A 23,989-nucleotide genomic window follows, 5' to 3' on the forward strand; every position below is an offset into this window, starting at 1 on the left:
GCCGATCCCGAATGGCAGCTCAACCGATGTGATCAGGATGCTGGCGGGGCGCGGGGCTGGAACGCCGTGCCGGCCGATTGCAGATGGATGAACTCGGCGTCGGTGGTGCGGTACAGCAGTTCGACGACTTGCGGCAGCAGCAGCAAAGGCGGCGTCGCGAACACGACCGTGCCGGCCATGGCGACCACGGCGCAGATCGCGCAATTGTCGTCGCCCGGATGCTCATGATCGTGACCGGCAGGGGATTGCTTCTGGATCGCCGCGCGCTCGACCGTGGCGACATCCTTGGTGCCATCGATCGTCTGGAGCGCGGACTGCGCGAGGGGCGCCGCCTGGGCGAACCAGTGGCTGTGGCCGAATGTCAGCGCGAACTGCACCAGCATCGCGAAAAGCGCGAGCCGAGCGCCGTGCCTGATGTTCGACCGGAACCACTTCATTCGTGAATGCACCCCGCATCGCGAGGCCCAAATCCCCCGGGCCACCACGATGTTATAATGTAACATCGCCTGAACGCTTCGGCGATGTCAACCGTCGCGGCCGGCCGCTGTTACGGGTGGTTGCTGGATGTGTCGTTCGTGCAACGCCGGGATCAGCGCCCTTCGCGGACCCAGGTCGCGGCGAATGCGCCGAGCAGCAGCAGGAGCCCGATCAGGCCGGCGAAGATCGGCAGGACGCCGACGCCCTTCACGACGCTCGCGTCGCGCATCCTGACGCCCATCCAGCCGTCGCCGTGGAAGGCGCTCGACGAACGCACGGGGACGACGCGCGGCAGTTCGACCCGCGATCCGTCGACCACCCGAACGGCATCGCCGCCGGTCGCCTGCGTGAGCGGCTTCAGGGTTTCGGTGGTCGAGGTGACTTCCGAAAACTCCTTCGGATTGGTCGGGCCGACATTGATCAGCGCCTTCAGCGTGCCGTCCGTCGCCTGCCACAGGCCGAGTTCGTTCGCCGGCAGGCTCGCGCGCCACTCGCCGGGTTCGCCGGGGCTGAGCGTCAGATCGCGCGCCACGCCGGACGGCGAGGTCACGCTGACGGGCTGGACGCTGTCCGACATGGTCTGGCGCACCACCACGAGGTCCTTGCCCTGCACCTGGAGGCGCAGCGCCTCCTCGTCGAGATCGGGCTGCTTCATCAGCCAGTGCGAGGTCCGTCGCAGCAGGTCGAGATGGGGGCCGCCGCCCTCATAGCCGCGCGCCCACAGCCAGATGTGGTCGGAGAGCAGCAACGCGACGCGGCCTTCACCGAACCGCGACAGGAACAGCAGCGGCTTGCCGTCCGCGCCCGTCATCACCGGCGGGTTGACGGGATTGCGGGTATCGACGGTGCGGAAGAAGCGGCTCCAGTGCGGCGGCTCGCTCGCGGCGCCCTCCAGCCCGCGCGTGACGGGATGGCGTTTGCCGACATCGGACAGATGCGCATAGAACGGCTTCTCGGTGACGCCGACGGGTTCTGCCGGCAGCACCGAATCCAGCGGGGTGCGCCAGATGCTGGTGTTGGAGGCGTAGTCCGGGCCGGCCGAGACCAGCACGGCGCCGCCGGAGCGGACATAGCGCGCGATGTTGTCGAAATAGGCGATCGGCAGCACGCCCTGGCGGGCGTAGCGATCGAAGATGATCAGCTGGAATTCGTTGATCTTCTGCTGGAACAGCTCGCGTGTCGGAAACGCGATCAGCGACAATTCGTTGATCGGCGTGCCGTCCTGCTTCTCCGGCGGACGCAGGATGGTGAAGTGCACGAGATCGACGCTGGCGTCCGATTTGAGCAGGTTGCGCCAGGTGCGCTCGCCCGAATGCGGCTCGCCCGAGACCAGCAGCACGCGCAGCTTGTCGCGCACGCCGTCGATGGCGACGACGGCGCGGTTGTTCACCGGCGTCAGCTCGCGTTCGAGCGGCGAGGCCTCGATCTCGACGATGTTCGGCCCGGCATGCTTGATGTCGACGTCGACGCTCGCGGTCTGCCCGCTCGTCAGGGTGCGCTCGTTGATCACCTCGCCGTCACGGCGAACGGTGACCTTGGCGCGCTCGTTGCTGACGCCCTGGTCGTCGAGGCGATAGGTGATGGTCTGGGTCTGCCCGACGATGCCGAAGCGCGGCGCCGCGGTGATCGCGATGCGGCGGTCGCGTTCGTCCTTCTGTCCCGAGATCAGCGCATGCACCGGCGCCTGGAAGCCGAGCGCGGCGGCGTTGGCCGGGATATCGTGGACGCGGCCGTCGGTGATCAGGAACGCGCCGGCGACGCGGTCGACCGGGACGTCCGACAGCGCCGAGGCCAGCGCGCCGAACAGTTTCGTGCCGTCGGTCTCGCCGTCGGCCTGTCCGGCGTCGATGACACGGACCTCGAGGCCCTTGATCTTCTTCAGGCTGTCGACCAGCGCCTCCTGCGCCTGCGCGGTCTCCCGGGTGCGGTTGCCGAAATTCTGGCTCGGGCTCTTGTCGACGACGACGGCGACGATCGAGGTGAGGGGATCGCGGTCCTCGCGCGTGAACGACGGATTGGCGAGCGCGAGCAGGAACAGCGCGAGCGCTGCCACGCGCACGGCCGCGCCGCGCGCACGCGCCAGCAGCAGCACGAGTGCGATGACGACGATCGCGGCCAGTGCGATCCACAGGACGATCGCGGGAACGAGCGGCGTGAACGCGATGCCGTAGTTCATGGCGTCACTCTCTCGGCATCGTCATGCCCGGCCCGGTGCCGGGCATCCACGTTCTTCGTGCCGCGTGGAAAGGCGTGGATGGCCGGGATCAACCCGGCGATCACGGCTTCAGTTGGGGCGCTGCCGAACGTCAAGACCCGCATCATTGCCCCAGTCTTTCGATCAGGGCCGGTGCGTGCACCTGGTCGGCCTTGTAGTTGCCGGTCAGCGTGTACATCACGATGTTGACGCCGGCGCGGTAGGCGAATTCGCGCTGGCGCGGCTCGCCCGGTGTCAGCGGCAGCATCGGCTGGCCGTCGGGCCGGATCGCCCAGGCCCCGGCGAGGTCGTTGGAGGTGATGATGATCGGCGAGACGCCGTCGCCGCCGCGGGCTGGCCGCTGCGCGGTCTCGTCGTCGTCCTCGCGCGGCAGGGTTTCGACCCAGGTCTGGCCGGAGGTGAAGCGGCCGGGGAAGTCGCGCAGCAGGTAGAAGGTCTTGGTCAGCACGTGCTCGCGCGGCACCGGCTCGAGTTCGGGAACGTCGAGCGACGACAGGATTTCGCGCAGGGCCTGCATGCCCGGCGTCTGCGCAGCGCCGTTCTCGCCGGGCGGAGCCTCGACGGCGTCGCGGGTGTCGAAGATCACGGTGCCGCCCTGCTTCATGTAGGCGTCGATCTTGTTGATGGCGTCCGGCGGCGGCTTGGGCGCGCCCGGCACGATCGGCCAGTAGATCAGCGGGAAGAAGGCGAGCTCGTCGCGCGCGGGATCGACGCCGACGGGATCGCCGGCCTCGAGCGCGGTACGCTGCGCCAGGAACAGCGTCAGTCCGGACATGCCGGCCTTGACGATGGAATCGACGTCGGCATTGCCGGTGACGACATAGGCGAGGCGGGTCTGCGACACGGCCTTCATCGCGAATTCGTCGGCGGCGCTGTCGGCGCGCGAGGGCGCCGGCGCGAGCACGGCGAGGCCCCCGAGCAGGAGGCCGAGCAGGATCACGGCCGGCGCCGCGCGTCGGCGCAGCAGCGCCGCGAGACCGCCGCCGAGCAGCGCGACGATGATGGCGTCGATCAGGAACAGGCCGAGCGACGTCGAGAGCAGCCAGCCCCGCAGATCGCGCGGTTCGGCGTTGGTGTAGGTGGCGTGCCGCGCGCGCAGGCTGGCGGTGTTCAACGGAGCGATGCGATCGGCGGCGGCGAGCGTGTTCACGGCGAGCGGACCTTCTGCGGGACCATAGAAGCCCGGCGGGTGATCGGGCGTGGCGCGGTCGCGGTAGTCCGCCGGAAGCGGCTTCGCGGTGGCCGGCGGCGGACCGAAGGCGCCGAAGCCGTCCAGGATGTGCAGCGGCGCCACCGTCTCCGTGCTCGCCTCGCCGGCAACCCCGGCGCCCGGTTTGGACGTGTAGCCGGACATGTCGACGATCCGCCGAAGCATTTCGACGAAGGTGCCCGACATCGGCAGGTCGGACCAGCGCATGTCCGCGCTGACGTGGAACAGGCTCACGACGCCCTTGCCGCGGCGCTCGCCGGTGACGAGCGGGGTGCCGTCTTCGAGCGATGCCCAGCTCTTGGTGGCGAGGACCGCGTCCGGCTCGGCCAGGACCTGGCGGCTCACGGTGACGTCCTTGGGGACGACGACGCCGGCAAAGGGGCCGTCGGCGGCGAACGCGGCGAGATGCTGCGGCTTCTCCCAGGTCAGGCTGCCGCCGAGCGTGCGGCCGCCCTTGCGCAGCTTGACCGGAACGAGATCGTCCTCGGCCTGCGCGAGGCGGGGACCGGCGAACCGCACCAGCACGCCGCCCTGGTCGATCCAGGCGTTGAGGCGTTCGCGCAGCTCGGGCGCGACGGTGCCGACATCGGCGAGGATGATCATCGGCAGCTTCTGGTCGAGGAATTGCGTGATGCCCTGCTGCGGCGAGCCCTTGTCGGCGAGGCGCACGTCGGCGAACGGCGCCAGCGCGCGCGTGAGGTAGAAGGTCGGCGCCAGCAGCGGCTGCGCGGTCTCGCTGGTCGAGCCCGAGACGATGCCGATGGCGCGCCTGCGCCAGCGCTTGTCGAGTAGCTGCACTGCGCCCGCCGATCGCTCGGCGGAGATCTCGAGCCGCGTGATGTCGTTGCGCAATTCGACCGGCAGGTCGAACGCCGCTTCGGTCTCCTTGTCCTGCGGGCCGAACGTGTACCGCGTCTCGCCGATCGGCGAACCCTTCTGGTCGAGCGCGCGCACCGTGCCTGCGGCGATGCCGCTGTCGGTGCGCAGCACCTTCACCGTCATCCTGGCGGCGGCGTTCTCGGCCGCGACGAGCGCCAGCGGGGAGGAGGTGCCGCCGTCGAACACGGTCAGGCTGCGATCTCCGATGGTCTTGCCGAGGGCTTGCACGAATTCCTCGCCGCGCCCGGTGTCGACGCCGTCCGAGAGCCAGGCGATCTCGCAATCGCCGGTGGCCTTGAGGAAGCGATCGATCGCGGGCAGCGTTTCGACGCGCTCGATCGAATAGGGCTTGGGCGCGAGCTGGCGTAGCGCCACGCGGGCGGCGCCGGCCGGCATCAGCGTGATGTCGCGGTTCGGCTCGGACAGCGGCACGAGCGCGATGGCGCGGCGGTCGTTGTCGGCATTGGCGATCAGCTCGTCGGCGGCCCTGATCCTGACGTCCCAGTTCGATGCGGCGCTCCAGCCGTCGTCGAACATGATCATCAGCGGCGCCTTGCTGCCGGCGAGACCGGTCTGCGGATTCCAGATCGGGCCGGCGGCGGCGAAGATCACGAGGGCCGCGGCGAGCAGACGCAGCGCGGTCAGCCACCACGGGGTTCGCGAGGGCGTTTCTTCCCGCGGCGCGATGTCGAACAGCAGGCGCGTCGGCGGAAACTCGACGCGACGCGGCCGCGGCGGCATCACGCGCAGCAGCCACCACAGCACGGGCAGGCTGACGAGGCCGATCAGGAGCAGCGGTTCGGTGAAGGCGAGCGGCAATCCCATCATGCGGCCGGCCCCGCCTTGATCGTCGTGGTGCGGGCGCCCGACTTGTTCACCTGCATGCCGGCATGCAGGAACAGCAGCAGCTCGGCGGCCGAGCGGTCGGTCGCATGGGTCGTGAACAGCCAGTCGAGCTTGTTGGTCTCGGCGCGGATCTGGTCGCGGTGCAGCGCCAGCCGCGCGGTGTAGTCCTGCGCCCAGCTTTCGGCGCGGCCGGCCGTGATCACGCCGAATCCCTCGGGCTCGACGAACTCGACGCGGCCGGAATAGGGAAAGCTCTCCTCGGCGGGGTCGACCACCTGCACCAGCGTGCCGTGGGCGCCGGAGCCCGACAGGCCGGCGAGCGTCGTCCTGATCTCCGCGATCGGCGACCAGAAATCCGACAGCACGATCGTCTCGGCGAGCGCAGACGGCACGAAGGAAGGCGGCAGGCTGAGGCGGTCGGAATCGTCGTGCAGCATCGACTGCGCCATCTTGTCGATGACGCTGCGGCTCGCGGTCGGCGCCATCAGGCCGGGAACGCCGACGCGCTCGCCGCCGGAGACCAGCAGCTCGGCCAGCGCGAAGGCGACGATCAGCGTGCGCTCGAGCTTGGACTCGCGCGCGGTCTTCGAGGCGAACGCCATCGAGGGCGAACGGTCGGGCCAGATCCAGACCGTGTGGGCCGCCTCCCATTCCTGCTCGCGGACGTAGAGATGGTCGTCACGCGCCGAGCGCCGCCAGTCGACATTCTGCGAGGGCTCGCCCGAGACGAAACGGCGGTACTGCCAGAAGCTTTCGCCGGAGCCGGCGCGGCGCCGGCCGTGCAGGCCGTGGATGACGTTGGCGGCGATACGGCGGGCTTCCAGCACGAGGCGCGGCAACGAGGCGGCGAGCGTACGGCTTTCGCCATCGGCACGTCGGATCGCAACGAGCTCCCTTGCCGTGTGCCCGGTCTCTGCGGCCATCAACCGATCCGTGTCTTCAATTGGCGGATCACGTCCGGAATCGTGCGCCCTTCGGCTCGCGCCTGGAAGGTCAGCGCCATGCGGTGCTTCAGCACGGGCTCGGCGAGGTCGAGCACGTCGTCGATGGACGGCGCGAGGCGCCCGTCGATCAGCGCGCGTGCGCGCACCGCGAGCATCAGCGATTGGCTGGCGCGCGGGCCCGGCCCCCATGCGATGGACTTGCCGGCCTCGCCGCTGTCCGGACCGGGACGGGCCGAACGGACCAGCGACAGGATCGCCTCCACCACGGAATCGCCGACCGGCAGGCGCCGCACCAGTCGCTGCGCGGTGATCAGCGCGTCCGCCGTCATCGAGCCCTTCGCCGCCGTCTCCTCGGCGCCGGTGGTCTCGAACAGGATGCGGCGCTCGGCATCGCGATCGGGATAGTCGACGTCGATCTCCATCAGGAAGCGGTCGAGCTGCGCTTCCGGCAGCGGGTAGGTGCCTTCCTGCTCCAGCGGATTCTGCGTCGCGAGCACGTGGAAGGGCTTCGGCAGGTCGTGACGCGCGCCGGCCACGGTGATGTGCTGCTCCTGCATCGCCTGCAGTAGGGCCGATTGGGTGCGCGGGCTGGCGCGGTTGATCTCGTCCGCCATCAGGAGCTGTGCGAACACGGGACCGGCGATGAAGCGGAACGAGCGCTTGCCCGCCGTGCTCTCGTCGAGCACTTCGGCGCCGAGGATGTCCGACGGCATCAGGTCGGGCGTGAACTGGACGCGCTTGGCGTCCAGGCCGAGCGTGACGCCGAGGGTCTCGACCAGCTTGGTCTTGGCGAGGCCGGGGACGCCGATCAGCAGCGCATGGCCGCCGGAAAGGATCGTGACCAGCGTGTTCTCGATCACGCGATCCTGGCCGAAGATGACGGACGCGATCGCCTCCTTCGCGGCGCGAATCTGGCCCGACACCTGCTCGGCCGAGCGGACGATGCCGTCTTCCAGCTTTTCGACACTTTCCGCCATCCGTCAGCTCCTTAAGCCGTTAACGCGGCCTGCTCGCATCGCATCATTCCGTGACATGGCTCTATGCTAAACTTGCAGGAAGGCCATGTATTCGCTGAATTAAACTATCCCCACCTTATCGGCTTCGGGTTATGTACGGCATCACGAAGTGGCGACCTCCCCGCCGGGCTCGCCCGGCGTGGAACCGCGCACCGAAGTGCAACGTAGACCTGCACCAGCAGGCCTGCACCAAATGTGCCAAGAGACAAAGTCAGGGCAAACCATGGCGAACCAAGGGCAGAGCGCCGATCGCGGTTTGGAGGGGCTGACGGCCGCCGCCAGAAATGCGTCCGATGCCGAGGGCGCCCAAAAGGGGTTGCCGCCGGTGCATCTGTGGAATCCGCCGTTCTGCGGCGATCTCGACATCCGAATCGCCGGCGACGGGACGTGGTTCTACATGGGCACGCCGATCGGGCGGGCTCCCCTGGTGCGCCTGTTCTCGACGATCCTGAAGCGCGAGGGCGACAAGCATTTCCTGGTCACACCTGTGGAGAAAGTCGGCATCCGCGTCGACGACGCACCGTTCATGGCGGTCGAGATGCAGAAGGACGGCGAGGGCAGTCGCCGCGTGCTGCGCTTCCGGACCAATGTCGACGACTGGGTCATTTGCGATGCCGCGCACCGGCTGCGTTTCGAGCAGTCCAGGGACGGCGGGCTGACGCCCTACCTCCATGTGCGCGCCGATCTCTGGGCCAAGGTCACGCGTGCGCTCTACTACGATCTGGTTGACATGGGCGAGGAGCGGATGGTCGATGGCCAGCCGATGTTCGGCGTCGAGTCGGCGGGCGAATTCTTCGCCATGGCCGATGCGGAGCAGGTGAGGGCCGCGCTTTGAACAAGCCTATCCCCAAGGGAGAGCCTGTTGCGACCGGTGCGGCGGAATTCTTCGCCCGCTCCAGGGCGCGGCTTCGTTTCGACGTCCCGCCCGGCCTCTACGATCCGAACATCATTCCGGCCTCGGGCGATCCCGGCACCGACAGGATGCTCGAGATCGTCGCGCGCGAGCAGCCGGTACGGCCCGCGGCGGTGCTGATCGCGGTGGTCGACCATCCCGAGCCGACCATCCTGCTGACGCAGCGCTCGGCGAATTTGAACGACCATGCCGGACAGATCGCCTTTCCCGGCGGCAAGATCGACGCCACCGATACCTCGCCGCTCGATGCGGCGCTGCGAGAGGCGGAGGAGGAGGTCGGGCTGTCGCGCGATTTCGTCGATCCGATCGGCTATCTCGATCTCTACGGCACCGGCTTCGGCTTCCGCATCCTGCCCACCGTCGCCAGGGTCCGGCCCGGCTTTCATCTCACGATCAACCAATCCGAGGTTGATGACGCGTTCGAAGTGCCGCTATCCTTCCTGATGAACCCGGCGAACCACCAGGTGCACAGCAGGGAATTCCGCGGCATGGAGCGCTCCTATTACGCGATGCCGTTCGCGGAACGCTACATCTGGGGTGCGACGGCCGGAATGCTGCGTGTGCTTTATGAGCGGATCTATTCATCATGATCCGGCCGGTGTTGACCGAGATCGGAATTTTTCTCGTCCCTTTCGTCGTCTATGCGCTGTTTCTGGCCGCCGGCCGTTCCGGACTGTTCGTGCAATCATCCTGGCCGGTCTATGTCGTCGCGCGTCTGACGCTGGCGGCGCTCGTGCTGGTGATCGCGGGACTGATCGGGTTCGCGCATTTCTCCGGTGCCGCGCCGGATTCGACCTACGTTCCCGCCCATATCGAGAACGGCAGGCTCGTGCCCGGCATGGAAAAACCGGGCGTGGAAAAATAAGGGCCGGACGATGAGCGCGGAGCCGTTACTCGCCGATGCGCCGTGGCTGATCTCGGGCGGGACCGCCCGCGTCCTTTCGTTGCTCAATGCCAACGGCGAGGAGGCGCGCGTCGTCGGCGGTGCCGTCCGCAACGCGCTGCTCGATCTGCCGCAGGGCGACATCGACATCGCGACCACCGCGCTGCCGGAGGAGGTGGTGCGGCGCGCCAGGAGCGCCGGCATCAAGAGCGTGCCGACCGGCATCGAGCACGGCACCATCACGCTGGTCATCGACGGCGCACCTTACGAGGTCACGACGCTGCGCGAGGATACCGAGACGTTCGGCCGCAAGGCCAAGGTCGCCTTCGGCCGCGACTGGGTGAGGGATGCCGAGCGTCGCGACTTCACCATGAACGGCTTGTCAGTCGATGCGCAGGGCGTCGTGTACGACTATGTCGGCGGACTTGCCGACGCCGCCGCGCGCCGCGTGCGCTTCATCGGCGATCCCGACCGGCGCATCGCCGAGGATTACCTGCGCATCCTGCGCTTCTTCCGCATCCATGCCGCCTTCGGCGCCGGCGATCCCGACCGCGACGGCTATCTCGCCTGCATCCGCGGCCGGGCGGGCCTCTCCGGTCTCTCGGCCGAGCGGGTGCGGATGGAGATGCTGAAGCTGCTGGTCGCGGCCGGCGCGTCCGCCGCAGCGCTGGCGATGGCCGATGGCGGGCTGCTGCAATCGCTGACCGGCGGCGTCGTCTATGCCGGACCGCTGTCGGGCATGATCGCCATCGAGCGCGAACTCGGCCTGCCCGCCAGCAGTACCCGGCGTCTGGCGGCGCTGGCGGTGGCCGTGACGGAAGATGCAAGGCGCCTCGCCGCGCGGCTGCGGCTGTCCAACGTCGAAGCCAAGGCACTGGATTCGATGGGGCACCGCTGGTGGCGCTTCGCCACGCGGGACGAGGCGACCGCGCGGCGGCTGCTCTACCGGCTCGGCGCGGAGCGCTATCAGGATCGCGTGTTGCTGGCATGGGCGAGAGGCGGCGGCGACGTGACGTCGGCACGCTGGCGCGAACTGGCGGAGTTGCCGCAGCGCTGGACCGCGCCGAAATTTCCGCTCAAGGCCGCCGACTTCATCGCCCGCGGCATGGCCGAAGGGCCCGCGCTCGGGCGTGTGCTGACGCTGGCCGAGGACGCTTGGCTCGCGGCGGATTTTCCACTAGACGAGGGGGCGCTCGCCTCCATCGCCGATCAAGCTGCGGCACGCGCCAGCCGCGATCAGAAAACGTGACAATCGTCTCAGGCTTCGCCGACATCTCGATCTTCCAGCTCGTGCTGGTGGCGGCGATGGCTTTGTTCGCCTCGATCATCGGAGGGCTTGCCGGCTACGGCACCGGCGCGCTGATGCCGCTGGTGCTGGTGCCCCTCGTCGGGGCCGAGCCCGTCGTGCCGATCATCGCGATCTCCGCGATCTTCACCAATGCGAGCCGCGCGATCGCCTATCTGCGCTATGCCGATCGCCGCCGCGCGCTGATCGTGCTCGCCTGTGCGGCCGTGACGACGGCGCTGGGCGCCTACGGCTACACTCGCCTCACCAACGCGGGCGCGGCGATCGTGATCGGCACCATGCTGATCCTGAGCGTGCCGCTGCGCCGCCTGCTGCGTCGCCGCCAGGTCAGGATCGGCGACACCGGCCTCGCCGCCGGCTCGGTCGGCTACGGTGTGCTCGTCGGCGGCACGTCCGGTTCGGGCGTGATCCTGCTCTCGCTGCTGATGGCCGCGGGGCTCGAAGGCGCCGCCGTCATCGCCACCGACGCGATGATCTCGCTCGGCACCGGCCTCATCAAGATCTCGGTGTTCGGCCTTGCCGGCGCCGTGACCGCGCAGGTGCTCGCCCTCGCGCTCCTGATCGGCGGCATCGCCATCCCCGGTGCCTTTCTGGCCAAGGCCTTCGTCGAGCGCATGCCGGTGCACATCCACACGGCGATCCTCGACGTCGCCGTGATCACGGGCGGACTGGTGATGATCTCGGCGGCGGCAAGGCAGCTCGTCGGGTAGGTCGCTCGGGGATGATCGGCATTCGCGCTCCGGCCACGAGTTACCGATGGTATTGCACGCGCCGGAACGCTATTCTGCTTCCGCCGCCGTGAATACCACCTCGGCGTGATCGAGTTCATTTGCAATCCCGTACCAGCACGACAAGGCCGCTCGGTAGAGCGAGCGACGCTAGGAGGGAATGATGAAACTCACGAGCGTGTTGCCGCGCATCGCAATCAATCTGCTCGCGTCACTGCTTGCCGTCGGGTTCGCTGTGGCGGCCGATCCAACCGCTCCGGAGATCAAGCAGGCCACCACCAACGGTGTTACGCTCGTTTATCAGGAACAGGGAGATGGTGCGCCTGTCCTCTTCGTTCATGGCTGCTGCACGGATTACCGGGCTTGGGACGCGCAGCGCCGAGTGATCGCGCAGCATTATCGCTTCATCGGTCTGAACATGCGATATTTCGGGACGGCTCCCTGGCCCGATGATGGATCGAAATACTCGCATCAGACGAATGCAGACGATATCGCCGCGTTCATTCGCGGCTTGAACGCCGGTCCGGTGGATCTCGTCGGCTGGTCGTACAGCGGTCCAATCGTGATGCTGGTCGTTTTGCAGCATCCGGAACTTGTGCACAGCCTGACCATCCATGAGCCTGGCTCTCTCACCTACGTGACCGACCCTGCGATCGCGAAAACAGCGAGCGAGGATCGCGCGGCCGCACTTGGCCCTGCAATCGCGGCGGCGAAAGCCGGCGACCTGGCAGGGGCGGCTCGGCTTGCGCCGATTGGGGTCAATCACCAGCCTGATTTCTGGGAAACCACGACGCCGGAAATCCGAACCATGTTCCTCGACAATGCACGCACCTGGACGGCCGCTCTTGCAGCGCCACCGCAACCTTCAATCACATGCGAGATGCTGCATCAGATCAAGATACCCGTATTGATCACTGTCGGCGCAGACACGCGATCTTACTATCACGTCGCGGCGGAGGGAGCGGCAGGCTGCATCCCCGGCGCTCAATTCGTCACCATACCCGGCCGCCATTTGGCGATTGCCCAACAGCCCGAGGCTTTCAATGCGGCCTTGCTGCAATTGCTTGCAAAGGCGGGTTCACGGCCCAGGATCTGATCGGCACAAGGCGATGTCCGCTATTGCTCTGTCATGAGAAGCGGACATCGGGCGCGACGGAGCCGAACGCTCCGATCCAGCAGGGATGCTATCTCAGGCGCGGCTATTCGTCGTCTTCATCCTCGTCTTCGTCGTCCTCTTCCTCGTCGTCTTCTTCGACCTGTATGAGCGTGGCCAGCGGCAGCGTCTCGCGGAAGAGATCGCCTTCCATGCCCATCCAGAGACAGAGAATGTCGTCGCCTTTGACCTCCGCAACCGTCAGCGGCTGACCGCCCGATTTCAGCATCACGACATCGCCGGCTTTCAATTCCATGGATTGTCCTCCGAGTTGATCGACTCGGCCGCGAAGCTAACAGGCCGTCATGACACGCGGAAAACGGCGCCGTTGCTCAGCCATCGAGGCGGGGGTCGGCGCGGATTCCCAGCCTCTTCACAGTTTGGTTATGGTTGGCAGGGCCGCGGATCATGCACGCTCGAATGTGTATAGTCGAGCTGTGCAATCCCTGCGGTAAGGAGGTTCGCGATGTCCAGTAGACGACTGATCACGCAGAATCTGCTCGTGTCTGCGACGTCTCACGAGATCAATCCGGCAACGACGAGCTGGCGATCGGTTCATGATCTCTCGGTGTTGATCGAGACCGTCTGCCTCTACGACGAGATCGCCGTGCTTGGTCGGAAGGCTTACGAAATGCTGCGGTCGCTCACCGATAACAGCGGCGTGGTCGCCGCCATCAACGGAATCATTCGTGCGGATGATCCGACTTTCGATCCGCAGCTGGTCAACGCGACGTGCGGGCATCTCGGTGCGTTCTTGGGAGAAGAAGCAGACGAAGAGAGGTTCCTGCCCCTGATCGAAAACCTGTTCAAGCCCGATTGGGTCGAGCGGGCCTTTGCCGTGAAAACAGACGACATCGCCGATTTCAAAACCGGCGAGGAGTGGGTCCGCACCGTTCCCGACGACGTGGATATGCGGATGGAGCTCGAAAAGGACGTCGGGTCTCATCGCAGCACGACCTTCCTTCTCCGGACTTTCCTCTATCTCGCCTATGCCGACGTCAATCACATCTCGCTCCTGCCCGACGAGACACGGGCGAGCGTTCTTCAACCGATCGTCAGGTCCGAGAGGCAGGTTCGCAGGCAGCTGCTGGACAGACTCGACCAGGCGTTCCAAGCCAATTATCTGGGGGACGAAGAAGTCAGGCGAAACATCACTCCGCTTGCGAGCGTCGTGTTCGACCGAGCCGGTTCAAATCCGGACAACATCCCGGACGAGATGCTCAGGCTTCGTCGCGAATTGTCGTCCTTGAGGGAACGACTGAGGGAAGTCGAGAAATTGTTGGAGACGGGACTCCGCTCCGACGAGCTGCAGGCGATTCAGAAGCAGGATGCGATCCTCAAGGAAATCGAGAGGACCCACGGCACCGGCGAGGGGCTCGTCAGCCTCGAGAGTACGCTGGCGTTCGGCGAGGCCGTCGGGAAGGTCGTGGAGAAGCCGGCAAATCCGGCCACCTGGTTCAAGCCCCTGACCTTGCCGGTCGACGTGATCAGAAGGGTGTTTTCGCGCCGCTCGGCGGTCGAAATTCATCGACTGCAATTTCCCGCAACCTCAAGGCTGCAGGCCGCGGCCCTCAAGCTGTTCGGCAATCTGGCCAAGGAACCGCAACTCAAATGAGGAGCGCCGGGCGAAGCGATCTTCGGTGTTGCTGCGGCCGGTGGTCGTCACCGGCGAGGAGGACGACTGCCCGACCATCGCATCATGCGCCTGTTTTGCCCGACGGGTCAAAGCTTTCCGTAAAATCCGCAAGCCGCTGAATTTGCCGGTGGGGCTACTGTGCATGGGGTTGTTTTCGAGATTTTGCGTCAGGCCCGGTCCGGCACCAGTTCGGTCAGCGAGCGGATGATGCGATCGGGCCTGACGGTCGAGCCCTCGGGCAGGCCGTCGCCGTGCACGTCGATCCAGATCGAATAGATGCCGAGGCGCTGCGGCGTCACGACTTCCCATTCGAGGTTGTCGCCGATCATCCAGGTGTCCTTGGCGGTGACGCCGAGTGCCTCCATCGCGTGCAGATAGGCGCGCTCCTCGGGCTTGCCGAAACCGTGTTCGCCCTCGATCTGGATGTGGTGGAAGCGGTGCTCCAGCTCGAAGCGTTCGACCTTGGCGCGCTGCATGTCGGCGGCGCCGTTCGTCACCAGCGCGAGCTTGATGCCGAGCGCCTTGAGCCTGTCGATGGCCTCGTGCGCGCCGGGGAAGACAAACATCTCTTCCTCGCGATAGGTGGTGAAGCGGTCGGCGAGGCGGATGGCGAGATCGTCGGGCAGGGCGCGGTGCCCGGCGGCGGCGAGGGCGGCGAACCCGCCCTTCACGGTCAGATGCCGCGCTTCGGCAAGCCTCATCCGCCACGAGGCGTCCGCGCTGGCCCAGAAGTTCTTCGCGAAGGCCAGCACGGTGGCTGCGACCTCAGGCGGCGACAGCGGCGCCAGCTCTTCGGCGAACTCGTTGGCGATCGTGTTCCAGGCGATCTCGGGCCGGCCGTAGGCCGACAGGATGGTGTCGTCCATGTCGATCAGCATGGCGCGGGGAAGGGGCTTCATTGCAGGCTTCATCATCAGGGCCATTTCACTTCGGGCGGCAGCGAGGACAGGATCGAATCGACATTGCCGCCGGTCTTCAACCCGAAGATGGTTCCGCGGTCGTAGAGCAGGTTGAATTCGACATAGCGCCCGCGCCGGATCAGTTGCTCCTCGCGGTCCTGCGCGGTCCAGGCGGTCGCGAAGTTGCGGCGCACGAGCTCGGGATAGATCTTCAGGAAGGCGAGGCCGACATCGCGGGTGAAGGCGAGATCCGCCTCCCAGTCGCCGCTGTCCTGCCAGTCGTAGAAGATGCCGCCGATGCCGCGCGCTTCCTTCCGGTGCGGCAGGTGGAAATACTCGTCGCACCACGCCTTGTACTTGTCGTAGTCGGCAACGCCGTTCGCTCCGCTGCAGGCGTCCTTCATCGCGGCGTGGAAGGCGACGGTGTCGGCGTCGTCCTGCGTGCGCCGGCGATCGAGCACCGGGGTGAGATCGGCGCCGCCGCCGAACCACGCCTTGGTGGTGACGACGAAGCGCGTGTTCATGTGCACCGCCGGCACGTGCGGATTGCGCAGATGCGCGATCAGCGAGATGCCGGAGGCCCAGAACCGCGGGTCTTCGGCCGCGCCCGGAATCTGCGCGCGAAACTCGGGGGCGAACTCGCCGTGTACCGTCGAGCAGTGCACGCCGACCTTCTCGAACAGGCGGCCGGACATCATCGACATCACGCCGCCGCCGCCAGCGGCGCCGCTGTGGTCGGTGCGCTGCCATGGCGTGCGCTTGAAGCGGCCGGCTTCGGTGGGATAGAGCTCGGCCGGGGCCTCGTCCTCGAGCCGTTCGAAGCTCGCGCAGATGTCGTCGCGCAGGCGCTCGAACCAGGCGCGGGCGCGCGCCTTGCGGTCTTCGATCGTTGAAACGTCCATATTCATTCCCGAACCGACCTGCCGTAGGGCGGGCAAAGGCGCGTCAGCGCCATGTCCACCGTCTCTCCATCGTCTTCTATCGCGGGCGCGCTACGCTTCGCCCACCCCACGATATCTCCGAATTCAGCCCTGCGGACCGTAATAGGTGCAGCTCTCGTTGCAGCTGTCGCGGTGAATGCTGACGCGGGTGAGCTGGCCGATATGCGCCAGCCGCTCCCAGACGAAGCGGGAGAGGTTTTCCAGTGTCGGCGTTCCCAGCGCCTCGATCTTGTTCAGGAACTTGTGGTCGAGCGTCAGCCGCACGTCCTCGATCGCGCGCTGCACGAGGCCGAGATCCACCACCATGCCGGTCCTGGGGTCGGGCGTGCCGCGCAGGCTCACCTCGGCGCGGAAGGAGTGGCCGTGGATCTCCTCGCTGGCGGCGCCAAACGTCGTTCCCGACAGCGAATGCGCCGCCTCGAAGCGGAACGATTTCGTCAATTCCCACATCTGTCCGTCAACCAATCCTATCTGATGCCAAGCGATTTATGCGTCTGCACGCTGAGCCGCCATTGCGGGTGGCGCAGGCAATAGTCGATGGCGCGTGCGGTGTTCTCCGCGGCGTCCGGCCCGTCCATCGGCTGCAGCGAGAAGCGCTCGAAGGGGAGGCCCTCGAAAATCTCCGGTGCCGCCAGCGCCTGCGGATAGACCAGCTTCAGTTCGTGGCCGCGACGGAGCACGAGATCGCTGCCGCCCTTGGGGCTGACGCAGATCCAGTCGAGCCCCTCGGGGGGCTCGATCGTGCCGTTGGTCTCGACGCCGATCTCGAAGCCGTTCGCGTGCAGCGCGTCGACCAGGTCGGTGTCGACCTGCAGCAGCGGCTCGCCGCCGGTGAGCACCACGTAGCGGTTGTCGGACGCCGCGGTCCATTGCGCGGCGACGGTGGCGGCGAGGTCGGCGGCCGTCCGATAGCGTCCGCCGAGCGTCCCGTCGGTGCCGACGAAATCCGTGTCGCAGAATTTGCAGGTCGCCGCGCTGCGATCGGCCTCGCGGCCGCTCCAGAGGTTGCAGCCGGCAAAGCGGCAGAACACGGCGGCGCGTCCCGCATGGGCGCCTTCGCCCTGCAGGGTCAGGAAGATTTCCTTGACCGCGTAGCTCAACCTTCTCTCCTCACTGTATCAGGCCGGCGGCTTCCGGACCTGCCGCAGCGCCTCGCCCGCCGCCATCGCCGCGGTCATCGCTACGTTCAGCGACCGCAGGCCCGGCGTGATCGGGATCACCAGCCGCGCATCCGCGGCCTCGACCACCGCGTCCGTGACCCCGGCGGTCTCGCGCCCGAATAGCAGGATGTCCGACGTCTGGTAACGGAAATCGCGATAATCGGTGGCGGCCTTGGTCGTGAACAGCAGCAGGCGGTGGCCTTCCGCCGCGCGCCAGGCCTCGAATTTCGACCAGGAGTCGTGGCGGGTGATGGTCACGTGGTCGAGGTAGTCCATTCCCGCCCGGCGGAACAGCCGGTCGGAAACCGGGAAGCCCGCCGGTTCGATGATATGGGCGGCCATGCCCAGGCAGGCGCACAGCCTGAGAATCGTACCGGTGTTCTGGGGAATGTCGGGTTGGAAAAGAGCTATCTGCATGGCGTCGCGGCGGGTTGGTGCGGACCGGAAATGTCTCAATAAAACATCGGCGGGCCGGGAATTCGTGCATTGCACGCTTCCGCGCCGATAGCGGGCTTGCGCTCGCCCGGCAAGGGTGCCAATAGAACGATTCTGGACTGCTGTTTCACCCGTTTCGGCGTGAACACGCAAAGTTCTGCCGCCGCGGGGGGCCGCGGGCGCCGGCAGCCTTTCCGGGGACCTTTGGGCGCCCCCCGGAGCGGTTCCACCGGTGGCATAAGAAGAAAGGGTTGGAATCGTGACGACAGCGTCTTCGGCGGACCATCCGACACGCCGTGATTTCCTATTCGTTGCAACGGGGGCAGCCGCAGCAGTGGGGGGCGCGACAGCGCTTTGGCCCTTCATCTCCCAGATGAATCCGGACGCATCGACCATCGCCGCCGGCGCGCCGATCGAGGTTGATCTCAGCCCGGTCGCCGAGGGACAGGACATCAAGGTGTTCTGGCGCGGCAAGCCGATCTACATCAGCCATCGCACCAAGAAGCAGATCGACGAGGCGCGCGCCGTCAACGTGGCGAGCCTGCCCGATCCGCAGTCCGACGAGGCTCGGGTCAAGTCCGGCCACGAGCAGTGGCTGGTCGTGATCGGCATCTGCACCCATCTGGGCTGCATCCCGATCGCTCATGAGGGCAATTACGACGGGTTCTTCTGCCCCTGTCATGGTTCGCAGTACGATTCGTCCGGCCGTATCCGTCAGGGGCCCGCGCCCGCGAATCTGCCGGTTCCGCCGTACCAGTTCGTTTCCGACACCAAAATCCAGATCGGCTGAGCCTCGGACCGCCGTCCGAAGCTTCGCGCCGTCTCGTCGTTTTATTTCCTCAGGATCGCATCATGAGCGGACCATCCGAATACCAGCCGAGCAATCCGGCACTGCAATGGGTCGAGCGGCGTCTGCCGATCCTTGGTCTCATCCATTCCTCCTTCGTCGTTTATCCCACCCCGCGCAATCTGAACTACTGGTGGACCTTCGGCGCCATCCTCTCCTTCATGCTGGGGATGCAGATCCTGACCGGCGTGATCCTGGCGATGCACTACACGCCGCATGCCGATCTCGCCTTCAAGTCCGTCGAACTGATCGTCCGTGACGTCAATTACGGCTGGCTGCTTCGCAACATGCATGCCTGCGGCGCGTCGATGTTCTTCTTCGCCGTGTACGTCCACATGCTGCGCGGCCTCTACTACGGCTCCTACAAGGAGCCGCGCGAGGTCCTGTGGATCCTCGGCGTCATCATCTACCTGCTGATGATGGCGACGGGCTTCATGGGTTACGTGCTGCCGTGGGGCCAGATGAGCTTCTGGGGCGCTACCGTCATCACCAACCTGTTCTCGGCGATTCCCTATTTCGGCGAGAGCATCGTGACGCTGCTGTGGGGCGGATATTCGGTCGGCAATCCGACGCTGAACCGCTTCTTCTCGCTGCACTACCTGCTGCCGTTCCTCATCGCGGGCGTCGTCGTGCTCCACGTCTGGGCGCTGCATGTCGCCGGCCAGAACAACCCCGACGGTGTCGAGCCCAAGACGCCGAAGGACACGGTGCCGTTCACGCCGCATGCCACGATCAAGGACATGTTCGGCGTCTCCTGCTTCCTGCTGCTCTACGCCTGGTTCATCTTCTACATGCCGAACTATCTCGGTGACGCCGACAACTACATTCCGGCGAATCCGGGCGTTACGCCGCCGCACATCGTGCCGGAATGGTACTACCTGCCGTTCTACGCGATCCTGCGCTCGATCCCGAACAAGCTCGCGGGCGTCATCGGGATGTTCTCGGCGATCATCATCCTCTGCTTCCTGCCCTGGCTCGACAGCGCCAGGACGCGGTCGTCGAAGTATCGTCCGCTGGCCAAGCAGTTCTTCTGGATCTTCGTCGCGGTCTGCATCCTGCTCGGCTATCTCGGCGCGCAGCCGCCGGAAGGCATCTACGTGATCGCCGGCCGGGTCCTGACGGTCTGCTACTTCGCCTACTTCCTGATCGTGCTGCCGCTGCTCTCGCGCATCGAGAAGCCGCGGCCGGTGCCGAACTCGATCTCCGAGGCGATCCTCGCCAAGGGCGGCAAGGCCGTGGCTTCCGTCGCCGTCGCGCTCGTCGCTGCTGGTGCCTTGTTCTTCGGCAGCCTGCAGGACGCCCGCGCTGACGAAGGCGGGATCAAGCCGCCGGCCAACAAATGGTCGTTCGCCGGCCCCTTCGGCAAGTTCGACCGGGGCGCGCTTCAGCGCGGCCTGAAAGTCTACAAGGAAGTCTGCGCCAACTGCCACGGCCTGTCCTTCGTCGCCTTCCGCAACCTCGCCGAGGCCGGCGGCCCCGGCTATTCGGTGGCGCAGGCGGCGGCGTTCGCTTCCGACTATAAGATCAAGGACGGTCCCAACGACCAGGGCGACATGTTCGAGCGTCCCGGCCGGCCGGCGGACTATTTCCCGTCGCCGTTCCCGAACGAGCAGGCCGCGCGTGCGGCGAACGGCGGCGCGGCGCCGCCCGACCTGTCGCTGATCACCAAGGCGCGCTCCTACGGCCGCGGCTTCCCCTGGTTCATCTTCGACTTCTTCACCCAGTACCAGGAGCAGGGCCCCGACTATGTCGACGCGATCCTCCAGGGTTTCGAGGAGAAGGTGCCGGAGGGTGTGACGATTCCGGATGGCTCGTACTACAACAAGTACTTCCCGGGTCACGCCATCAAGATGCCGAAGCCGCTCAGCGACGGTCAGGTCACCTATGACGACGGCTCGCCGGCCACGGTCGCGCAGTACGCCAGGGACGTCACCACGTTCCTGATGTGGACCGCCGAGCCGCACATGGAGGCGCGCAAGCGTCTCGGCTTCCAGGTGTTCGTGTTCCTGATCATCTTCGCGGGCCTGATGTACTTCACCAAGAAGAAGGTCTGGGCCAACTCGCACTGAGCGGCTCGAGGCCAATGGAATCGAAAAGCCCCCGCAAGGGGGCTTTTTTGTTCGTGCCGGCCAGTCCGGGATGCGCTTGCGTCTGGCCGGGCACCGATCAGCGAGACATCATGCCGCAAAGGCACGCCGCGCCGCTTCGCATCGGGGGCACGAGAGTTTGTTTGCGCGGTGATTGCGCCGCGCGCCCGCACCGGTCAAAATACCGGCAACCGCTCTCCCCAAAATCGTCGGAGGACACCATGGGAACCGCCATCACCTTCAAGCGCCCGGACGGCAAGGACGCGTCCGGCTATCTCGCCAACGCCGCGCGCGGCAATGCACCGGGCGTCGTCGTGATCCAGGAATGGTGGGGGTTGTCGGACCAGATCAAGGGCCTCTGCGACCGCTTCGCCATCGCCGGCTTCGATGCGCTCGCGCCCGACCTCTACAAGGGCAAGGTCGTGCCGTATCACGACACGGATGCCGCCGGCAAAGAGATGAATTCGCTCGACTTCATGGACGCCACCACGCAGACGGTGCGCGGCGCCACGCAATATCTGTCGCGCAACGGCGCCAAGGTCGGCCTGACCGGTTTCTGCCTCGGCGGCGCCGTGACGATCATCGGCGCGACGAAGATTCCGGAGCTTGCGGCCGGCGTCGTGTTCTACGGCATTCCGCCGGAGCAGGCGGCCAAGCCCGCCGACGTCAAGATTCCGCTCCAGGCCCACTTCGCCAACAAGGACGATTGGTGCACGCCGCAGCTCGTCGATGCCTTCGAAAACGGCATGAAGGCCGCCGGCAAGTCGCTGGAGCTGTTCCGCTATGACGCAGAGCACGCCTTCGTCAACGAGCAGCGCCAGGCCGTGCACGATCGCGAGGCCGCCGAGCTCGCCTGGGGCCGTGCGACCGAGTTCTTCCGGAAGCACCTGGGGTAGGGCGCCACATCGCTTCGATTTCGGCACCCGAAGACCGGTGCCGCTCCCGGCCCGTGAGCCTGCCACGGGCCGGCCAACCGGCTTGACGCGATCCCGCCAGCGTGGTCTCTACGGGGCCATGAGCACCGCAGCCCGCCCAACCCGTCTTTGGTGGCGCACCTCCTGAAGAGGTGGCCGGTGCGATTTTCCTTTCCAAATCGTCTGAGGTCGCCAACGCAGTGCGGCGGCCTGATCGTTTGTCCTGTGTGGCGTTCCCTCGGCAAGTTTCGTAAGAGGACCACATGAACAGGACAGTCTTTGCCCTCCCGGCCAGAAGCGATTACGCGACCCGCTCCGGTCTCGCGATCACGCGCGTGGCCGAGCAGTTTTCCGGCGGCGCCAACCGGCTCGACGATCTCGTCAGCCTGCTCGACCGCCGCCGCGGCGTGGTGCTGTCCTCGGGCACGACCGTGCCGGGCCGCTACGAGAGCTTCGACCTCGGCTTCTCCGATCCGCCGCTCAAGCTCGAGACCGCGGGCTTCGACTTCACCCTCGAAGCGCTCAATGACCGCGGCACGGTGTTGATCGCATTTCTCGGCGACGTGCTGCGCGACCCCTGCGTCGTGATCTCCGAGAAGACCACTTCACGCCTGTCCGGCCACATCATCCGCGGCGACGCGCCGGTCGAGGAAGACCAGCGCACGCGGCGCGCCAGCGTGATGTCTCTGGTGCGCGACATCATCGGCGCTTTCTCTGCCAATGACGACGGGCTGCTCGGCCTGTTCGGCGCCTTCGCCTACGATCTCGTGTTCCAGATCGAGGATCTCGTGCAGAAGCGTCCGCGCGAGCGGGACCAGCGCGACATCGTGCTCTATGTCCCCGATCGCCTGCTGGCCTATGACCGCGCCACCGGGCGCGGCGTCGTCCTGAGCTACGATTTCGCCTGGAAGGGCAAGTCGACCGCAGGCCTGCCGCGCGAGACGGCGGAAAGTCCCTATCTCAAGACGCCGCGCCAGGGCTTTGCCGACCACGCGCCCGGCGAATATCAGGCGACGGTCGAGACCGCGCGCGCGGCCTTCGCGCGGGGCGATCTGTTCGAAGCCGTGCCCGGCCAGCTCTTCGCCGAGCCCTGCGATCGTTCGCCGGCCGAGGTGTTCCAGCGCCTCTGCGTGATCAATCCGTCGCCCTATGGCGCGCTGATGAATCTCGGCGACGGCGAATTCCTGGTGTCGGCATCGCCCGAAATGTTCGTGCGCTCGGACGGACGCCGCGTCGAGACCTGTCCGATCTCCGGCACGATCGCGCGCGGCACCGACGCGATCGGCGACGCTGAGCAGATCCGGCAGCTTCTGAACTCGGAGAAGGACGAGTTCGAGCTCAACATGTGCACCGACGTCGACCGCAACGACAAGGCGCGCGTCTGCGTTCCCGGTACGATCAAGGTGCTGGCGCGGCGGCAGATCGAGACCTACTCGAAGCTGTTTCACACCGTCGACCATGTCGAGGGCATACTGCGTCCCGGCTTCGACGCGCTCGACGCCTTCCTCACCCACGCCTGGGCCGTCACCGTCACCGGCGCGCCGAAACTCTGGGCCATGCAGTTCGTCGAGGATCACGAACGCTCGCCGCGGCGCTGGTATGCCGGCGCGATCGGCGCGGTGAATTTCGACGGCAGCATCAACACCGGCCTCACCATCCGCACCATCCGCATGAAGGACGGTCTCGCCGAGGTGCGCGTCGGTGCCACCTGCCTGTTCGATTCCGATCCCGCCGCGGAAGATCGCGAGTGCCAGGTCAAGGCCGCGGCCCTGTTCCAGGCGCTGCGCGGCGATCCGCCGAAGCCGCTGTCGACGTTCGCGCCCGATGCGACAGGAAGCGGCAAGCAGGTGCTTCTGATCGATCACGACGACAGCTTCGTGCACATGCTCGCCGATTACTTCCGCCAGGTCGGCGCCGACGTCACCGTGGTCCGCCATGTGCACGCGCTCGACATGCTCAAGCGGAGGGCCTGGGATCTGCTTGTGCTGTCGCCGGGCCCAGGCAGGCCCGAGGATTTCGGGATCAGCAAGACGATCGATGCGGCGCTGGAGAAGAAGCTGCCGGTCTTCGGCGTCTGCCTCGGCGTGCAGGCGATCGGCGAATATTTCGGCGGCGAGCTCGGCCAGCTCACGCATCCCGCCCACGGCCGTCCCTCGCGGGTGCAGGTGCGTGGCGGCCGCCTGATGCGCAATCTGCCCAACGAGATCGTCATCGGCCGCTATCACTCGCTCTATGTCGAGCGCGAGAGCATGCCGGATGTCTTGTCCGTCACCGCAAGCACCGAGGACGGCGTCGCGATGGCGCTGGAGCACAGGACGCTGCCGGTCGCCGGTGTGCAATTCCATCCGGAATCGCTGATGTCGCTCAGTGGCGAGGTGGGCTTGCGGATTGTCGAGAATGCATTCCGGCTGAATGCCGAAGCGAATTGAGTGAGTGCCGTCATTGCGAGGCGCCAACCGACGAAGCGATCCAGACCGTTTTCGCAGAGACTGTCTGTCTG

At 66.5% G+C, this 23,989-nt stretch carries 22 protein-coding genes; 11 read left to right on the forward strand and 11 right to left on the reverse strand.

The window, feature by feature from the left end:
- Window positions 1-32: 32 nt before the first annotated feature.
- The 5 genes from QM712_RS26055 to QM712_RS26075 all read right to left on the reverse strand — a co-directional run bounded on the left by QM712_RS26055 (window position 33) and on the right by QM712_RS26075 (window position 7,548).
- Window positions 33-437, reverse strand: a complete 405-nt coding sequence (locus tag QM712_RS26055) for a DUF2946 domain-containing protein (RefSeq protein WP_415026018.1) — start codon at window positions 435-437, stop codon at window positions 33-35.
- 152 nt (window positions 438-589) lie between these two features.
- Window positions 590-2,653, reverse strand: a complete 2,064-nt coding sequence (locus QM712_RS26060; protein ID WP_415026019.1) for a hypothetical protein — start codon at window positions 2,651-2,653, stop codon at window positions 590-592.
- 142 nt (window positions 2,654-2,795) lie between these two features.
- The gene (locus tag QM712_RS26065; RefSeq protein WP_415026020.1) at window positions 2,796-5,609 is read right to left on the reverse strand and encodes a DUF4159 domain-containing protein; all 2,814 of its coding nucleotides are present in this window, start codon (window positions 5,607-5,609) and stop codon (window positions 2,796-2,798) included.
- Complete coding sequence (locus QM712_RS26070; protein WP_415026021.1) at window positions 5,606-6,550, reverse strand: DUF58 domain-containing protein; 945 nt, start codon at window positions 6,548-6,550, stop codon at window positions 5,606-5,608. Before QM712_RS26070 ends, QM712_RS26065 begins: the two co-directional genes overlap by 4 nt.
- Window positions 6,550-7,548, reverse strand: a complete 999-nt coding sequence (locus QM712_RS26075) for an AAA family ATPase (protein ID WP_415026022.1) — start codon at window positions 7,546-7,548, stop codon at window positions 6,550-6,552. Before QM712_RS26075 ends, QM712_RS26070 begins: the two co-directional genes overlap by 1 nt.
- Window positions 7,549-7,810: 262 nt before the next feature.
- On the opposite strand from QM712_RS26075, the gene QM712_RS26080 reads away from it, so the two are divergent.
- The 6 genes from QM712_RS26080 (at window position 7,811) to QM712_RS26105 (ending at window position 12,513) form a co-directional block, all read left to right on the forward strand.
- Window positions 7,811-8,422 carry a DUF1285 domain-containing protein gene (locus QM712_RS26080; RefSeq protein WP_415026023.1) on the forward strand — a complete coding sequence of 204 codons (612 nt, stop codon included), beginning with the start codon at window positions 7,811-7,813 and terminating at the stop codon, window positions 8,420-8,422.
- Window positions 8,419-9,090: a CoA pyrophosphatase gene (locus QM712_RS26085; protein WP_415026024.1), complete on the forward strand. Its 672-nt coding sequence runs from the start codon at window positions 8,419-8,421 to the stop codon at window positions 9,088-9,090. Before QM712_RS26080 ends, QM712_RS26085 begins: the two co-directional genes overlap by 4 nt.
- Window positions 9,087-9,365 carry a DUF6111 family protein gene (locus QM712_RS26090; RefSeq protein ID WP_415026025.1) on the forward strand — a complete coding sequence of 93 codons (279 nt, stop codon included), beginning with the start codon at window positions 9,087-9,089 and terminating at the stop codon, window positions 9,363-9,365. The genes QM712_RS26085 and QM712_RS26090 overlap by 4 nt, the downstream gene beginning before the upstream one ends.
- Window positions 9,366-9,375: 10 nt before the next feature.
- Window positions 9,376-10,632 (forward strand): CCA tRNA nucleotidyltransferase, encoded by a 1,257-nt coding sequence (locus QM712_RS26095; protein ID WP_415026026.1) that lies wholly within the window; start codon window positions 9,376-9,378, stop codon window positions 10,630-10,632.
- On the forward strand, window positions 10,629-11,399 hold the full coding sequence (locus QM712_RS26100) for a sulfite exporter TauE/SafE family protein (protein ID WP_415026027.1): 771 nt from the start codon (window positions 10,629-10,631) through the stop codon (window positions 11,397-11,399). The genes QM712_RS26095 and QM712_RS26100 overlap by 4 nt, the downstream gene beginning before the upstream one ends.
- A gap of 181 nt (window positions 11,400-11,580) precedes the next feature.
- A complete protein-coding gene (locus QM712_RS26105) occupies window positions 11,581-12,513 on the forward strand; it encodes an alpha/beta fold hydrolase (RefSeq protein ID WP_415026028.1) in 933 nt (310 codons plus the stop codon).
- Window positions 12,514-12,616: 103 nt separating this feature from the next.
- Here QM712_RS26105 and QM712_RS26110 read toward each other — a convergent pair whose 3' ends face one another.
- Complete coding sequence (locus tag QM712_RS26110; RefSeq protein WP_415026029.1) at window positions 12,617-12,826, reverse strand: YodC family protein; 210 nt, start codon at window positions 12,824-12,826, stop codon at window positions 12,617-12,619.
- Window positions 12,827-13,138: 312 nt separating this feature from the next.
- On the opposite strand from QM712_RS26110, the gene QM712_RS26115 reads away from it, so the two are divergent.
- Window positions 13,139-14,185: a hypothetical protein gene (locus QM712_RS26115; protein WP_415026030.1), complete on the forward strand. Its 1,047-nt coding sequence runs from the start codon at window positions 13,139-13,141 to the stop codon at window positions 14,183-14,185.
- A gap of 188 nt (window positions 14,186-14,373) precedes the next feature.
- Here the strand turns inward: QM712_RS26115 and QM712_RS26120 are convergent, their stop codons facing one another.
- From QM712_RS26120 to QM712_RS26140, 5 genes are all read right to left on the reverse strand, one after another.
- Window positions 14,374-15,120, reverse strand: a complete 747-nt coding sequence (locus QM712_RS26120) for an HAD family hydrolase (RefSeq protein WP_415026031.1) — start codon at window positions 15,118-15,120, stop codon at window positions 14,374-14,376.
- Window positions 15,120-16,007 (reverse strand): oxygen-dependent coproporphyrinogen oxidase, encoded by an 888-nt coding sequence (hemF, locus tag QM712_RS26125; RefSeq protein ID WP_415026032.1) that lies wholly within the window; start codon window positions 16,005-16,007, stop codon window positions 15,120-15,122. The genes QM712_RS26120 and hemF overlap by 1 nt, the downstream gene beginning before the upstream one ends.
- Window positions 16,008-16,130: 123 nt before the next feature.
- Entirely contained in the window at window positions 16,131-16,496 is a 366-nt protein-coding gene (locus QM712_RS26130) for a 6-pyruvoyl trahydropterin synthase family protein (RefSeq protein ID WP_415026033.1), read from the reverse strand.
- 17 nt (window positions 16,497-16,513) lie between these two features.
- Window positions 16,514-17,146: a 7-carboxy-7-deazaguanine synthase gene (queE, locus tag QM712_RS26135; protein WP_415026034.1), complete on the reverse strand. Its 633-nt coding sequence runs from the start codon at window positions 17,144-17,146 to the stop codon at window positions 16,514-16,516.
- An 18-nt stretch (window positions 17,147-17,164) separates the two neighbouring features.
- On the reverse strand, window positions 17,165-17,623 hold the full coding sequence (locus QM712_RS26140; RefSeq protein ID WP_415026035.1) for a tRNA (cytidine(34)-2'-O)-methyltransferase: 459 nt from the start codon (window positions 17,621-17,623) through the stop codon (window positions 17,165-17,167).
- Between the two features lie 277 nt (window positions 17,624-17,900).
- Here QM712_RS26140 and petA point away from each other — a divergent pair, with 277 nt between their 5' ends.
- The 4 genes from petA to QM712_RS26160 all read left to right on the forward strand — a co-directional run bounded on the left by petA (window position 17,901) and on the right by QM712_RS26160 (window position 23,918).
- Window positions 17,901-18,431, forward strand: coding sequence for a ubiquinol-cytochrome c reductase iron-sulfur subunit (petA, locus tag QM712_RS26145; RefSeq protein WP_415026036.1), 531 nt, complete (start codon window positions 17,901-17,903; stop codon window positions 18,429-18,431).
- A gap of 62 nt (window positions 18,432-18,493) precedes the next feature.
- Complete coding sequence (gene fbcH, locus QM712_RS26150; protein WP_415026037.1) at window positions 18,494-20,557, forward strand: cytochrome b/c1; 2,064 nt, start codon at window positions 18,494-18,496, stop codon at window positions 20,555-20,557.
- 239 nt (window positions 20,558-20,796) lie between these two features.
- Window positions 20,797-21,471, forward strand: coding sequence for a dienelactone hydrolase family protein (locus QM712_RS26155; RefSeq protein ID WP_415026038.1), 675 nt, complete (start codon window positions 20,797-20,799; stop codon window positions 21,469-21,471).
- Window positions 21,472-21,752: 281 nt separating this feature from the next.
- Window positions 21,753-23,918 (forward strand): anthranilate synthase component I, encoded by a 2,166-nt coding sequence (locus QM712_RS26160; protein WP_415026039.1) that lies wholly within the window; start codon window positions 21,753-21,755, stop codon window positions 23,916-23,918.
- The last annotated feature ends 71 nt before the right edge of the window (window positions 23,919-23,989 follow it).

It is taken from the genome of Bradyrhizobium sp. (assembly GCF_047605465.1).
Classification (GTDB): domain Bacteria; phylum Pseudomonadota; class Alphaproteobacteria; order Rhizobiales; family Xanthobacteraceae; genus Bradyrhizobium.

What these genes read in the sequence shown, in the direction of transcription:
- QM712_RS26090 (WP_415026025.1), top strand. Translation starts at nt 9,087, where the DNA reads ATGATCCGGCCGGTGTTGACCGAGATCGGAATTTTTCTCGTCCCTTTC.
- QM712_RS26160 (WP_415026039.1), top strand. Translation starts at nt 21,753, where the DNA reads ATGAACAGGACAGTCTTTGCCCTCCCGGCCAGAAGCGATTACGCGACC.
- QM712_RS26120 (WP_415026031.1), bottom strand. Translation starts at nt 15,120, where the DNA reads ATGATGAAGCCTGCAATGAAGCCCCTTCCCCGCGCCATGCTGATCGAC.
- QM712_RS26140 (WP_415026035.1), bottom strand. Translation starts at nt 17,623, where the DNA reads ATGCAGATAGCTCTTTTCCAACCCGACATTCCCCAGAACACCGGTACG.
- QM712_RS26105 (WP_415026028.1), top strand. Translation starts at nt 11,581, where the DNA reads ATGAAACTCACGAGCGTGTTGCCGCGCATCGCAATCAATCTGCTCGCG.
- QM712_RS26075 (WP_415026022.1), bottom strand. Translation starts at nt 7,548, where the DNA reads ATGGCGGAAAGTGTCGAAAAGCTGGAAGACGGCATCGTCCGCTCGGCC.
- QM712_RS26070 (WP_415026021.1), bottom strand. Translation starts at nt 6,550, where the DNA reads ATGGCCGCAGAGACCGGGCACACGGCAAGGGAGCTCGTTGCGATCCGA.
- QM712_RS26155 (WP_415026038.1), top strand. Translation starts at nt 20,797, where the DNA reads ATGGGAACCGCCATCACCTTCAAGCGCCCGGACGGCAAGGACGCGTCC.
- QM712_RS26095 (WP_415026026.1), top strand. Translation starts at nt 9,376, where the DNA reads ATGAGCGCGGAGCCGTTACTCGCCGATGCGCCGTGGCTGATCTCGGGC.
- hemF (WP_415026032.1), bottom strand. Translation starts at nt 16,007, where the DNA reads ATGGACGTTTCAACGATCGAAGACCGCAAGGCGCGCGCCCGCGCCTGG.
- fbcH (WP_415026037.1), top strand. Translation starts at nt 18,494, where the DNA reads ATGAGCGGACCATCCGAATACCAGCCGAGCAATCCGGCACTGCAATGG.
- QM712_RS26080 (WP_415026023.1), top strand. Translation starts at nt 7,811, where the DNA reads ATGGCGAACCAAGGGCAGAGCGCCGATCGCGGTTTGGAGGGGCTGACG.
- QM712_RS26065 (WP_415026020.1), bottom strand. Translation starts at nt 5,609, where the DNA reads ATGATGGGATTGCCGCTCGCCTTCACCGAACCGCTGCTCCTGATCGGC.
- QM712_RS26110 (WP_415026029.1), bottom strand. Translation starts at nt 12,826, where the DNA reads ATGGAATTGAAAGCCGGCGATGTCGTGATGCTGAAATCGGGCGGTCAG.
- QM712_RS26055 (WP_415026018.1), bottom strand. Translation starts at nt 437, where the DNA reads ATGAAGTGGTTCCGGTCGAACATCAGGCACGGCGCTCGGCTCGCGCTT.
- QM712_RS26060 (WP_415026019.1), bottom strand. Translation starts at nt 2,653, where the DNA reads ATGAACTACGGCATCGCGTTCACGCCGCTCGTTCCCGCGATCGTCCTG.
- QM712_RS26130 (WP_415026033.1), bottom strand. Translation starts at nt 16,496, where the DNA reads ATGTGGGAATTGACGAAATCGTTCCGCTTCGAGGCGGCGCATTCGCTG.